The organism is Thermococcus celericrescens, from assembly GCF_001484195.1.
Classification (GTDB): domain Archaea; phylum Methanobacteriota_B; class Thermococci; order Thermococcales; family Thermococcaceae; genus Thermococcus; species Thermococcus celericrescens.
In genome coordinates this window covers 22,180-35,562 of the sequence record NZ_LLYW01000021.1, presented here as the reverse complement: position 1 = coordinate 35,562, position 13,383 = coordinate 22,180, and the positions used below count along the sequence as shown (strand labels likewise).

The window sequence follows — 13,383 nt, the reverse complement described above, 5'->3', positions numbered from 1 at the left end:
TCGGGGAATTCTTGAAGGAGTTTTCTGGCGGTTTTGCCCTTCAGGTGGTTCACTATTTGGGCCGGCGAGAGGTTTGGCTTTGCCTGGAGGAAAACGTGAACGTGGTCTGGCATTACTTCGAGTGCAATGACCTCACACCCGATTTCTTGGGAGTATTCCTTGAGCATTTCTTTGAGCCTTTCAGCGACTTTTCCAACGAGAATGTCCCTCCCGTATTTTGGTATCCAGACAAAGTGATAGGTTAAGAAGTGTTTTGCATGTCTTGTCCTCTTGATTCTCGGTGATTCAGGCTTCATTGTGAACCCCTTAATGTATGGTGTGTTTTATTGCTTAAATGTTTTTCGCTTTCCTGCCCTCAGGCTGGTCTTTCGATTACTGCATCCCCGCCCTAAAGAGCGAGGCTTTCAAAAGAAAAAAGTAAACACCTACACAAAAGTGTTAATAACCTTCCGGAAGAGTCTTATGGAGGGGATACTCGTGAACAAGGCACTGGTAATCATGGCGGTCATCACTGTAGCCCTAGTGGCCTACGCGTTCCACACTGCCCAGATACCACCCGCAAGTATAGAGTACAAAGAGGTATTTTACGTTGACAATCAAAGCGTCACATTCGTAACGAAGGACGGCGTCGGATTGTTCACCATGAGAATAGAGCCTCACGTGGACTCCTTTGAGCTGAAGATAGCGTTTCCCAAGGGAACCTCATACCTAGTGCGCTACGGAGATATGAGCTACAGGGGCAGCGACGAATTCAGAATCCAGGTCGAGAAGGACAGCCTCCCCGGTGAAGTTTACGTCCAGTTCCAGCTCCCACCGGAGCTTACCAAGGAGATAGTTTACCAGAAGGGCCAGGCCGAAATACTGATAACCGGCGACAAGATACCCATGTGGCATGCGGAGGACGTCATATACATCAAGTACCGCAAGGAGAGCAAGTCTTGAGCCTTGAAATTGCCTCCTCTTCTCCCATTATCCTGAGGGTCAGCCCGAGCTCCTCAGCGTACCCCCGAACCCATCCAGGGTTGCCGCGGAAGGGTGTGACAACCCAGAGCTCCGGGAAACCCGCTCGGTGGGCCTTAACCACATCGTAGAGAACCCTTTGGGGAAACCACTTGAAGGAGGCCTCAAGCTCTATCGCGAGGAGCTTTCGCTCATCCCGCAGAATCGCGATGTCTATCCTCGTGCCGTCGGGCGTTCGGTATTCCAGAACCGCATTCAAGCCGAGCTCATCGGCGAGCGCGACGATCTCTCTCGTGAGGGTTTTGACCTTGATGCAAATCACTCCCCTAATGGAAGAAGGGAAGAAAGAACGGGGGCTCAGCCGAGCCTTCTCTTAACCTCCTCTATCGCCTCCTCCGCCTTCAGCGGGTTCTTCACCCTGCCCTGGGCGAGCTCCTTCCTTCCGCCACCGCCGCCGCCGGCGACCGAGGTTACTGCCCTGGCCAGCTCCCCGGCCTTTACGTCCAGGCCGTCGCCAACGGCAACGACGAAGTGGCCCTCCCTGCTGATGAGGACGACGACGCGCTTCTCCTTCCTGAGCTTGTTGGCGGCCTCGCGGAGGTCGTCCATCGCGCCCTCAACGACGGCTCCGATGAACTCAACCTCCCCAACTTCTCGACCTTCCCCTCGAGCTCGTAGACGAGGAGCTTGGCCAGCTCCTTCCTGAGCTTCTCGACCTCCTTTCTCGCCTCCTTCCACTCGCTGAAGAAGCGCTCGGCCGTCTCCGGCACCTTCTCGGGCGGGACGCGGAAGGTCTCGGCGGTTCTCTTGAGAAGCCTCTCGGTCTCCTGCATCCAGTCAACCGCGGCCTCTCCGGCGGCGAAGATTATCCTCTCAACACCGTCCTGTATACGCTCGGTTCTCAGAATCTTGATCGGACCGATTAGACCAGTGTTGGGCAGGTGCGTTCCACCGCAGGCCTGGACGTCCCAGTCCTCAATCTTGAGCACCCTGATGACCCTTCCAGGAACGACACCGCCCTGGTAGAGGCGGAAGCCGTACTTCATCTCGGCCTCGGTCCTCGGAAGCCACTCCCAGGTCACCTTCCTGTTCTCCATGACGGCCCTGTTGGCGAGCCTCTCAATCTCCCTGAGCTCATCCTCACTTATGCGCTTGTAGTGGCTTATGTCCAGCCTGGCCCAGTCAGTGTGGAGCTGTGAACCGGCCTGCCAGACGTGCTTTCCGAGAACCCTTACGAGGGCACCCATGAGGACGTGGGTTCCAGTGTGGTGGCGCATGTGCTGGATTCTCCTGTCCCAGTCGATCCTTCCGTGAACCTTCGCGCCGGGCCTGAAGAGCTCCGGCCTCTCGACCCTGTGGAGGATAACCTTGCCTATCTTCTGAACGTCCGTGACCTCGACCTTCTCCCCCTCAACTTCGAGCTCACCGAGGTCGCATGGCTGACCGCCGCCCTCCGGATAGAAGGCGGTCTGGTTGAGCACCACCCAGTCGTCTATGACATTGAGAACCTCGGCATCGAACTCCCTCATGAATGGATCCTCGTAGTAGAGCGTCCTCGTGTCAGGGAGATCCTTGACCAGTTCGAAGTCAACGGCGTATTCAGCGGCGGCCTTCTTCTCTGCCCTCTCCGCTTCCTTAGCGACCAGCGTGTAGAAGTTGTCAGGGATCTCGACCCTGATTCCCTCCTTCTGCGCCACCTCCGCGACGATCTCCGGCGTCAGTCCGTGGCTCTCGTAGAACAGGAGGAGCCTTTCGAGCGGAATTTCATCCCTGCCGGCCTTCTTGAGCTTGGCCACCTCTCGCTTCACGAGGTCGCTTCCGCGCCTGAGGGTCTCCTGGTAGCGCCTCTCCTCGACGTTGACGATGTCGAGAATGACGTCCTCCATCTCCTTGAACTCGGGATAGGTCGGCGAGAGCTCCCTGATGTGCATGGCCACTATCTCCGCCAGCGGGACCTCGAGGCCGAGCTCACGGAGGTGCCTTATGCTCTTCCTTATCAGGAGCCTCGCGAGGTAGCCCGCCTTGACGTTGGACGGGATAACGCCGTCGGCGAGCATGAAGGTTAAAGCCTTGGTGTGGTCGGCCACGGCGTATATCAGCTCGTAGGGCCTCACAGCCTTTGTAAGCTCCTCAACGCTGATTCCGACGCGTTTGGCCACCTGCTCGCGGAGGTACCTCAGGTCGCCCATGTCCTCGATGTCGAACATACCCGCCAGGCGGGAGTTCTCCATGAGGATGCGCTCATCTATCTTCTCCACACCCGCCATCCTCTTCAGGGGCTCGACGACGTAGCCGAGGACGGCGTCGTAGGCGGTAGGCGTCCCGTGGCTCATCCAGACGAGCCTCTCAAGGCCGTAGCCGGTGTCAACGACCCTCGTCTCCATCGGGACGTAGTAGTCGCCCTTGATCTCCACAACCTGAGCCGGGTCGGCGTCCTTTGGCGCCTTCTTGTACTGCATGAAAACCAGGGTGGCAACCTCAAGACCGCGGTAGAGCACCTCGAAGGCCGGGCCCGCGTTTCCTCCGCCGGCCCAGGGGTTCTCCTTGAAGGTTATGTCCTCACCCTTCATCCCGAGCTCCTTGGTAAAGAACTCGAAGGCCAGCTCCACCGTCTCGTCCATCCAGTAAACCGGCTTGTCCGGGTAGTTAAAGGCGTGGTGCGCCATCATCTCAAATATCGTGAAATGCCTGCCCGTGATTCCGACGTTGTCTATGTCGGTGAAGCGAATCGACGGCTGGCTTATCGTGAGGGGGTTGGCCGGCGGGTCCGCTTCACCGCTTATGACCCATGGCTGGAAGTCCATGATCGAAGCCCCGACGAGGAGAACGTCATCGCGCCAGCGGGGGAGAACCGGGAAGCGCTTTACCCTCCCGTGGCCCTTTCTCTCAAAGAAGCTCAGGAACGCCTCCCTCATTTCCTCCAGGCTGTACTTCTTCGGGATTCCGGGCTTTCCGATGAAGGAGTACTCGTCACACGGCGGGTCACCGCAGGTCTTCCTGTCCGGATCGAGCGTCCAGAAGAACTTGCCACACTTGGGGCACTGCTTCCTTATCCACCCCTCTTCCTTAAACATCCTCGTGGTCATATCCATGCTCATTAGCCTCACCTCTTAAACTGAAGTAGAAAATGAAGTTGGGCTATTAAGGTTTTCCTCAGTCCTTCGAATCGGGACCGAGGTCCACATCCACGTCCTCAAACCTCTCCTCGTCGATGTATATTACCGGAATCTTAAGCTTCCGGAGAAACTCCACCAATCGTTTCTCGCGCCGCTCCATCATCTCAATCCTGTGCCTCAAGCTTGCGTTCTCTATGGCGAGCCTGTTGGCCTCGTCCACCTTGAGGTTCAGCTGCATTCTCAGCTCTATAAGCTCCTCCTCCAGCTCCCGGAGCGAGCGCTCCAGCCGGTCGATTTCCTCCAGGTACTCCCGACAGAGGCGTTCCTTATCATCTCGGTCAGCCCCGCGAAACCTCCTCACCGATCAGGGGGCTCCAGACTCATCATCCCATCAGTCACTCTTTCATCCCCATTCTTAACTTTATCCTCTAAGAGCCTTTGCCTCAAGAGCTCCTCCCTTTTCAAGTCAATACTTTCTAGAAGTTCTAGCTCTATCATCAAGGCCCTTTCAAGAAGCTTGCTCAAGTTTATGCCCCTCTCCTTTGCCTTTTGGTGAAGCTCCCTAGAGATAAGTACAGTTGTCCTAACTTTTCTAACCATGATAACCACCCAGTATGCATATTAATGCATACCTGTATATAATATTTCTCTACTAGACTAGATTAATTTACTCTTGGGATGACAAAATGGACTAGCATCATACCCCAGAAACAGATGGTAGTGGTAAATTCAATAACTCTCTCCAAATTTCATTATTCCACACAATTATCCAGTGTTCCTCCAGAATTTTCTCATGTTTTTTATAGTCTGGAATCAGTGAACTAACAATAAGCCAGAATTTTTTAGTGTGTTTTTTCTCAATTAAGTGGACAAGCTCATGAAGAACAGCATATTTCATGGTATCCTCTGGAAGGGATAGAAGGGCTAGATTAAAGTTAAGATTGTTTTTATGAGAACAGCTACCCCACTTACTCCTGTGCTTCTTTATTGAGACTCTGTTGTATTTAACCCCTAAAAGTCTTGAATATTGGGTTAGAACTTCATTCAGCCTATTTCTGAGTAGTTTTCTAAGCTCCTTTTCAAGAAGGCTAATCTCCTGTCCCTTCCTAGATTCAGGGACAGATAAAATGACCTTGTGGTTTAGAATGGTCAACTTGCTACTTTGACCAGTATGGTACCTGACATATAATCTAACTGGTTTCCCAAAGAGATAAAAGTTCTCACTCAATGCAACTTTTTGATACTGTTCTATTTGTGAGAGTTGTTGGAGAATCCATTCTCTCTTTTTGGATAATAGTTGCTCCACATCATATCCTGCAGGAACCACAACCCTCACAATACCATCAGGTCTAATTATTATCCTAGCTAACTTGACATCTCTAACTTCAATTAAAAGTGGGATATCTGAGTAAAAGCCTATGCTCACTTCCAACCCTCATCAAAGTTCTCTACCAACAGCTCAAAGAACTCATGGTGAATAGTATCTAGTGTCCTTTCAAGCTCACTAGGTTCTAAGTTTCTCTCAGCTAATTTAACCAGCAAGAACAATCTGACACTCTGTTCAACCTCAGCTCTGGCACTCTCCCTAGTAGTCCAACCACTGAACATTTTGTCTTTAAGTTCCTCTTTCAGTTCAAGTACATACTTCCTTGCTGTCTGTTTATCAACACCTAGTTTTTCATGAAGGAATGACATCAGAAGAAACTCCTCAGAACTAAGACCATATTTCAGGGGCTCTTTCTCAATCTCAATGACTTCCTGGGCTAGTTCATGAAGTTGCTTGCTGAATTCCTGTATTTTCTCAGCATTTTCATAGATTCTTTTTATCAACTTCTCAATTCTTTCAGATAACTTTTGATATGCAGGGCCTTTGTTTTTGTTTCTCTCAGACCATTTCTTTAATACCACTGTGAGGTCAATAAGTTTTGAGTCATTAGCTTCCCCTTTCTTAACCTTTGATGACAGCTTCTCCAGGTAGTCAACATCAAATTTAATTACTGGGAATTTGTCTTCAATTTCCTTGGCTTCCACACTCCTCTCAATTATTTTCTCAGTTTTCTTATAATAATCTCTGAACTTCCTACCCTTCTTACCCTTGTATTTTCTTACATAGGCCTTGTAAATGGCAGTTATTTTCTTGTAAGTGTCAAGATATGGTGCCAAAAATGGGTCTGGAGAAATGAACTCAAACAATTTTGCAAGTTGCTGGTATTTCTCCTCAAAGAACTTGGCCCTAGCCGGGTCTCTCAGATAATTAATGACAAAGTAATCAAGGGTGTTTTTATTAACTTGGTTAACACCACCCAAAAATTCCACAAGTTCATTATATATGTTCTTGAAGCCCTCTTTTAGTGAGTCATAATTGTATGCCACACCTTTGATGTCCTCTTGGTAAAAATTAAGAACCTCCTTCAGGTTCTCAAACACCCCACTATAATCAACCACTAATCCAAACTCCTTTCCAGGTGCAGGCCTGTTTACTCTAGCAATGGCCTGTAATAAATTGTGGTCTCTCAAGTATTTGTCTAAATACATGACCTGATTTACTGGAGCATCAAACCCTGTTAGTAGCATGTTTGTTACAATGAGGAGCTTAGGGGTGTCTCCATGCCTAAACTTCTCAACAATTTCTTCAATCTTCTCCTTGCTCTTATGATATTTCCTCAGTTCTTGTGGGTCATCATCCCTTGGTGAAAACACCACCTCACTCCACTCTGGGGGAAGATACTTATCCAGCTCCTCTTTGTAATAAGCACAAGCCCATCTATTTACTGCAACTACTTGCCCTTTGAATCCCAATGGTTCTATGTATTTTTGGTAGTGCTCTGCAATATCCTTAGCAACAAGCTCAATCCTTTTCCTGAGCTTAAGTAGGAGCTTCCTGTCAACTTTCTTTTGGAGTTTCTTCTTTGTCTCTTCATCTAGCATCCAGAACTCTGATTCAAATAACTTGTCAGCTAACTCCTTGTCCACCTTATATTTGACTCCCTTATACTGGTAATAAATTGGGACTGTAAACCCATCCCTTATTGACTCCTCAATAGAATACCTGTCCAAATATAATTCCCCTGGAGGGTTGAATTTTTCAAAGGTGTTCCTCTCATCCTTTGCTATTGGTGTACCAGTAAAACCAAAGATGAATGCATTGGAAAGCATGGCCCTCATGTTTATAGCCAACACACCATACTGGCTCCTGTGGCTCTCATCAGTTAGAATTATAACATTCTGCCTCTTGTTTACTGGGTGGTTTCCACTCTTCAAGGCTTCAAACATCTCTCTGTATCTCCTTGTTCTCTCCTTATCCTCTGATTCTCTAGGCTCTTGGAACTTCTGAACAGTAGTTAGTATTATGCCTCTCTCATCATTGTATAGCATCTCAATTAATTTTGGTATTGAGGAGGCTCTCTTAACATTGAACTTGTGCTTTTGGAATGTCTCAAACATTTGTTGTTCCAAATTATCTCTGTCAACCACTATGACAATGGTTGGATTGTCAAGCTCTTCTGTTCTGTATAGTTTCCAAGCTGTGAAAAACATGGTCAAACTTTTTCCTGAACCTTGGGTGTGCCATATAAGTCCAGTCTTTTTGTTGTCCTCACCAAGATAAGTCCTGAGAATCCTGTCATGGATTTTATTTGTTGCTCTGAACTGCATGTACCTAGATATAATCTTTACAAGCTTATTTTTCTCATGCCTAAAGAATATGAAATTTCTAATTAGGTCAATCAGATTCTCCTTTGACAGCATACCATATGCAGTCACTTTAATGGGGTCTTCATAATAAGTCACATCAAGCTTGTGAGGATAGGGGTCTTTCCATCTTCCCCACATGTCCAAGGGGGCATCTGAAAAGGTTGGAGCATAAAGAACCTCAGTCCAATCTGAGATGATGTTGAATTGATTAAAAACAAACAGCTTGGGAACAGCAGATTCATAATCTTTTATCTGCTGGTATGCAACTTCAAGGGTTTCACTTTCAGTAGTAGGGCTTTTGACCTCAATCACCACAACTGGAATTCCATTAATGAACAGAACAATGTCTGGCCTTCTCCTATTCTCACCCTCTTTAATATAGAACTGTCTAGTTACCAAGAACTCATTATTCCCAAGATTCTCATAATCAATTAACCATATTGTTCTGTGGAACTTTGAACCTTTGGGTTTGAAAGAAAGACCATTCTTCAAAATCTCCAGAAACTCCCTGTTCCCTTCTATAGTGTGGGGGAGATACTCCAGCTTTTTAATTATCTGCTCGGCATCTTCCTCAGATATCTTCCCAGCATTTATCCTAAGGAGGGCCCTCATTAGTCTGTCTTTAAGAAGAGCTGAGTTGTAGTCCCTCTCCTTCTTTAATTCTGAAGGAGGCACATACTCCCAGCCGAGTTCCTTGGACATGATATTGATAAATGGATACTCAGATATCCTCTCTTCAGGAGTTGACATCCTCCCCTCCCCCACCTATAAGTTCTTGCACTTTGTTTAAAATAAGCATCCTCCTCCTTTCCAGGAACTTCTCATAATTGTTCTCTTTCATAGCATCAATGCACCCAGAATCAATAAAGTGAGGCTTGAGAACCTCCTCCAAATCACCAGGAATCCATTTAATGTACTCTTTTGGTGATGTTGCTGAAATCTTCCTGTTGGTTTCATCAGTGATGAGGGTTCTATTAAGTATGATATTAATCTTGGATTTGTCTTTGTCTCCAAAACCTTGCCTCCTTAGGAAGGCCTGGGGGAATATATGGTGGTCTTCTAGGTTATGGAATTCTATGGCATCAACTTGGAGAAAGTCCCTTGCATGGTTCAATGCAATTAAGTTCATAATGCCTCTGTAAATTGCACTTCCACTTCTTGAGACTGTGTGTAAGTTTAGTGAGGTAATTCTAGTCCTTGCCTCAGTAATCATTGAGGGTAGGAATTCAGGCTCTTTGAAAGCCTTTATTAACTCTAGTGTATCACTCAAAGACTTAGACTCAACAGCACTGCTGTACCTCTCAGTGAATACTGAACTCCAGTACCACTGCTTTATTAGTGTGTAAGCCTTACTCTTTTCTATTGGTGATAGCTCTTTAGTACCCTCCACATAGTAGAGGAGTGTTGCCAAAACTGGGAGCATGGGTTTGTAAGGAACCCACTTTGGCAGGAATGCCCCAAACCCATCTTGATTGGTACTCATAACTCTCTCAATGGCTCTGTCAAAATACCTTGCCATAATCCACCAATCTGACTCAAAATCCACTGGTGACAAATTAATTAAAGACCTATTTTTAACATCACTAATCTCCTTCTCACCCTTGTCCTTATCCCTGTCCCTGAGCACTCTCATAAGGCCTAGTGCCCTGAGTAGCAACACTTTAAAGAGGTCTGGGTTGTCCTCAGACAACTTTCTGATACCCTCAAATGAATCAACAGTGTCCTGCCATATTTTATGAAGGTCAATATCATCTTTATATAGTCTGGCAGTCAAGAGGTCAAAGACTGATAACCTAACTCCAGTGCTGTTCATCTTCTCAAATATTGTGCAGACTTCACCAAGTTTTTGTTTATTGTCTGGTTCAATTTTTGGCAAGTAAAGGACTGGAACCTTGAACTCTAGGAGATTGTTAATGTACTTCTCCCAGCGGTCTGCCTCTGCCTTAAGTTGCCTCTTGTACTCTTGAGTCAGTTCTCTACCCTGTTTAAAGCTAACATCTTCACCAATGTTCTCCTCTATGTATTTGTCAACATGATACTCTATGAATTCCTCTACCCAATCTTCCCACTTTTCTTTGTTAGAAAGCTCTGTGAATGGAACTATCTTGTGCTCAAACTGATAGTTTTTGTCCAAGTACTTCCTAGCATCATCTTCATTCACACTGAACACAGCATCCTCAACATTACCCTTTCCCAATTCTTCAAGCCTCAAGAAGAAGAAGAGGTATCTCCTGCTGGTGTACTTTGGGGTGACAACTTCTTTTGGTGGTGCATAGAACACATAGTGGAGTGATGTTATCCTCTGCTGGCCATCAAGAATCATGGCCTCTGGTTCTGCAATATAATTACCATTTCCATCAACTGGCAAACTGACACCCTGGATTGGCCTCCACTTAAATGGTGGTTGGGTAGGGTCTGTTCTAAGGAAGAGGAATGTGCCCACAAAGTAGCCATTGAGGAGTGAAACCAATAAATCCTTAATGTCCTGCCTTGACCATACAAAGTCTCTTTGGAACTGGGGAAGGACTAATTTACCATCTTCAGCCTGTTTCAATATCTCAAGCAAATTATCCATCTTTGGGTCAAGCTTATCCACTTTCCTCACCCACCTTAACCCTCACTTTTCCAGTGAGAAGTTTGTCCATCATCCCCTGCTTGAGTTTCTCAAGCTCTTCTTTTGTCTTCATTTCAGCCTCAATCTTATTGTCAATGGTCATGAGAATCTGGGCTATTTTCTTTTGTTCTTCTAGAGGAGGCAGTGGTACTAGGAATTTCTTCAGATTGGTTGCATTAATATTGGCTTGGCTTACTCCCCTAGTTGCAATTTGCCTCAGTCTGTCCTGAGACAGTATCAGGTAATATGTCAAAAAAGCTGAGTCAATAATATCTTCTTTGGGTCTAAGTCTTATGAGATAGGAGGCAAAAACATAGTCCCCCTCAAGCATGAAAATCCCTGTCTTGCCCACAAGCTCATAACTATTTGTCCTATTGACCAAGACATCTCCCTTTTCTAGTTTAAATTTATTGAATGTTTCTTCATCTAAGTCTACATATTTTAGGTTTACAGGCATGACTTTCCCATTGATTATACTATCCATCTTGACAATAGGGTACTGGCCTTCATCATACATCTTTATTGAGAGCCCATACTGAGCAAATTCAATTATGTCCCCAATCTTAACAACATCCCACTCAGCAGGAATTTGCCCTAAGGGACTTGGTTTGAACCTTGTATGTCCAATCCCCTCAGTGAACAGCCTCTGCATTAAGGCATTCTTGAGTTGCTGGTAATGGTGAATTAAGGCATCAGTTTTCTCAATGGCCTTGTCAATTGTGGATAGTATTTCAGCTATTTTCTTCTGCTCTGGGAGTGGTGGGAGAGGGACATAAAGTTCTTGTAAATGCTTTTTTGGAATTCCTTTTATTGTGGTACCTCTTGAAAATAATTCAAAAAGCATGAGTACCCTTGGCAAATGGAGGTACCACACTAAAAAGAAGGGGTCTATCTTAGATGTATCAATTATTACTCCAGTTAAATCTTGATTAATTGCTACATCTATCAGGTTTACTGCAGAGTTTCCAATTCCTACTCTTGTAGCTATTATTACATTACCCTTTGGGACAACTTTTGTAGAACTATTTTCTAATCCTTTCTTTGTTATATGCTGTTTAATTGAGGATTCATCAATATAGTACTTTGTTATATGAACACTTCTAATCCAAGGTATATCACCACCCCAATATTCAGGATTCTTAGTGGAAGGAGTACCCCCACTAATGAAGGTCTCTGCTATGTCTTTCAATTTAACAACTTTCCACTCTTTGGGTACCTCCCCAAGTAGAGCCCTAAATTTGTCCAACATATCACTCATGCAGTTTCACCCTGTGGCTTTGTCCTTAACCATACATCAAGGGGGAGTTGCTTAAGTTCCCTCACTCCACCTTTTACCTCATAAAACCTAACCACTCCACTCCTCCTACTAACAGTTGCCATGTACTTTCTTTGACAAATTTCTATGAACTGCTTCAGGCCTTTTTTGTCCTCAATCTTAATCCTGATATGGTCATCATCTTCAGTTACCTTAAGGTTTGGTCTCTCCTTTGCACTAAGAACATCCAGCTGGTCTAGCAAGTCATTGACAAAATTTTTGTACCTTTCTGAACCTGTGTCAACTCCATCATCTGTTATGAAGCTGAAAAACTTGCTCTTCTGTAGTTGGGTTAGTGTCCTAAATATTGTAACTGTACTGAGAGCATATTTCATGACCTTCCCCTCATTTTCAAACTCAATGAATCCAGAACCCTTGAGTTTTGACATTGTTTCTTGGGTGATTTGTTTGTAGTGCTCATAGTACTTGAAGAATGATTCAAAATACCTGGTGTTCAACACCAGTAACCACCCATCATTATCACTATCTGGGAACTCAAAATAAATTGAATCAATGGCCAATGGAATAGAAGTGTAATCATCAGTTGCTAGTGACAGTTGTTTTCTAAACAGCCCCACCATGATGCTGTTCTTCTTGAGTATGAATGACCTCCTATTTTTCACAAAGAATGCCACTCTACCCCCATCTTTAAACTGTATATCAAGAACATACCCCACAATAGACTTTACACCTTTAGCTGATGTTGATGATTTGGAACCCCCTTGTCTTATTTGGTTCCATATCACCTCAAATCCTGGGATATGTTGTGGTTCAATATACCTGACAACCCCACCTGAAAATGGTCTGTTATAATCAAAGAAGTTAGTGAAGTCAGTGTCATCTTTTGATATCTTGTTAATGACCCTCAAGAATTTTTGGTTAAACAGCTTTACAATCTTTCTTCTGTAACTGGTGGGAAGAATCAGGTTATGGGTCCTGAACCAAGTTCTGGGGTCTTTTGCCTTCTTGCCAGTACTCTCCACAAGGTACACATCAACTGTCATATCTGCAACTTCATTAATCTTTGAATGAAACTTCTTCAGGGTTATAATTGTTTGACCCCTTGCAAGAACCCTACTCTTTTCAGGCTCATCCATCAGTCTTCAACCTCCAGGAAGATGTTACCTGACAGACTTGACACACAAATTTTCTCTGGATTAGTTTTATCTGCAATTAGTATTTTATCTTTTCTGGTTATTAATAATACCCAATGACCTGATTCCCTGTTCTTTACCCTGAACATATTATACCCTAATGCACCCAGCACTGGATTGGCATAGATGAGGTTTGCCCTAAGGTAAAAAGTAAACACCATGAGCATGAACACCAGAAATGTCAAAATATTTCTCATTCCCTGGTCTTTTGGAATAAAGGACATCATGGAGACAACATAAGTAACCAGGTATTCAAAGTACACATGATTCATATCTTGATATTCATCAACTACAATAAAGTTATCACAAATCCTCTCACCCTTACCAACATTTAGTTTCTGCCTTGCCACTCTTAAAAAGAGAAGTAGTGATAGCAGTGAAAATATACTGAGCAAACCAAAAAATATTGTGTGAAATCCTTTTGGCCCATCATATGTCTGAATTAGCAGTATAACCCATAGGGGGATGTATGAGCTAAGGAAGAGCCACAGCCTAGTGAGTAGTGTTGGTTTCTCTTCCATCTCAATACCA

The 13,383-nt window shown here is 45.3% G+C and carries 11 protein-coding genes and 1 pseudogene; 1 reads left to right on the top strand and 11 read right to left on the bottom strand.

The features are described from left to right. Window positions 1-296: IS200/IS605 family transposase (tnpA, locus tag APY94_RS06390; RefSeq protein ID WP_058938835.1), on the bottom strand; the 296-nt coding region annotated here is incomplete at its 3' end. Between the two features lie 181 nt (window positions 297-477). Here tnpA and APY94_RS06385 point away from each other — a divergent pair. Further along, on the top strand, window positions 478-942 hold the full coding sequence (locus APY94_RS06385) for a hypothetical protein (RefSeq protein ID WP_058938838.1): 465 nt from the start codon (window positions 478-480) through the stop codon (window positions 940-942). Here the strand turns inward: APY94_RS06385 and APY94_RS06380 are convergent. The 10 genes and pseudogenes from APY94_RS06380 to APY94_RS06335 form a co-directional block, all read right to left on the bottom strand. After that, complete coding sequence (locus APY94_RS06380) at window positions 914-1,282, bottom strand: hypothetical protein (RefSeq protein ID WP_058938834.1); 369 nt, start codon at window positions 1,280-1,282, stop codon at window positions 914-916. The genes APY94_RS06385 and APY94_RS06380 overlap by 29 nt on opposite strands. Window positions 1,283-1,317: 35 nt before the next feature. Then, a pseudogene (gene alaS, locus APY94_RS06375) lies at window positions 1,318-4,058 on the bottom strand (alanine--tRNA ligase). A 55-nt stretch (window positions 4,059-4,113) separates the two neighbouring features. Further along, window positions 4,114-4,437: a hypothetical protein gene (locus tag APY94_RS06370; protein ID WP_058938833.1), complete on the bottom strand. Its 324-nt coding sequence runs from the start codon at window positions 4,435-4,437 to the stop codon at window positions 4,114-4,116. Then, window positions 4,434-4,676, bottom strand: a complete 243-nt coding sequence (locus APY94_RS06365; RefSeq protein ID WP_058938832.1) for a type II toxin-antitoxin system CcdA family antitoxin — start codon at window positions 4,674-4,676, stop codon at window positions 4,434-4,436. Before APY94_RS06365 ends, APY94_RS06370 begins: the two co-directional genes overlap by 4 nt. A gap of 97 nt (window positions 4,677-4,773) precedes the next feature. Continuing rightward, window positions 4,774-5,502, bottom strand: coding sequence for a M48 family metallopeptidase (locus tag APY94_RS06360; protein ID WP_058938831.1), 729 nt, complete (start codon window positions 5,500-5,502; stop codon window positions 4,774-4,776). Continuing rightward, entirely contained in the window at window positions 5,499-8,534 is a 3,036-nt protein-coding gene (locus APY94_RS06355; protein ID WP_157065486.1) for a type I restriction endonuclease subunit R, read from the bottom strand. The genes APY94_RS06360 and APY94_RS06355 overlap by 4 nt, the downstream gene beginning before the upstream one ends. Continuing rightward, window positions 8,506-10,365, bottom strand: coding sequence for a GmrSD restriction endonuclease domain-containing protein (locus tag APY94_RS06350; RefSeq protein ID WP_058938829.1), 1,860 nt, complete (start codon window positions 10,363-10,365; stop codon window positions 8,506-8,508). Before APY94_RS06350 ends, APY94_RS06355 begins: the two co-directional genes overlap by 29 nt. After that, complete coding sequence (locus APY94_RS06345; protein ID WP_245610428.1) at window positions 10,358-11,641, bottom strand: restriction endonuclease subunit S; 1,284 nt, start codon at window positions 11,639-11,641, stop codon at window positions 10,358-10,360. The genes APY94_RS06350 and APY94_RS06345 overlap by 8 nt, the downstream gene beginning before the upstream one ends. Next, window positions 11,638-12,795, bottom strand: a complete 1,158-nt coding sequence (locus APY94_RS06340; protein ID WP_058938828.1) for a hypothetical protein — start codon at window positions 12,793-12,795, stop codon at window positions 11,638-11,640. Before APY94_RS06340 ends, APY94_RS06345 begins: the two co-directional genes overlap by 4 nt. Further along, entirely contained in the window at window positions 12,795-13,373 is a 579-nt protein-coding gene (locus APY94_RS06335; RefSeq protein ID WP_058938827.1) for a hypothetical protein, read from the bottom strand. Before APY94_RS06335 ends, APY94_RS06340 begins: the two co-directional genes overlap by 1 nt. Window positions 13,374-13,383 lie beyond the last annotated feature (10 nt).

Bases quoted from the DNA above. Each gene is read 5' to 3' on its own strand.
- APY94_RS06345 (WP_245610428.1), bottom strand. From the start codon at position 11,641: ATGAGTGATATGTTGGACAAATTTAGGGCTCTACTTGGGGAGGTACCC.
- APY94_RS06335 (WP_058938827.1), bottom strand. From the start codon at position 13,373: ATGGAAGAGAAACCAACACTACTCACTAGGCTGTGGCTCTTCCTTAGC.
- APY94_RS06365 (WP_058938832.1), bottom strand. From the start codon at position 4,676: ATGGTTAGAAAAGTTAGGACAACTGTACTTATCTCTAGGGAGCTTCAC.
- APY94_RS06340 (WP_058938828.1), bottom strand. From the start codon at position 12,795: ATGGATGAGCCTGAAAAGAGTAGGGTTCTTGCAAGGGGTCAAACAATT.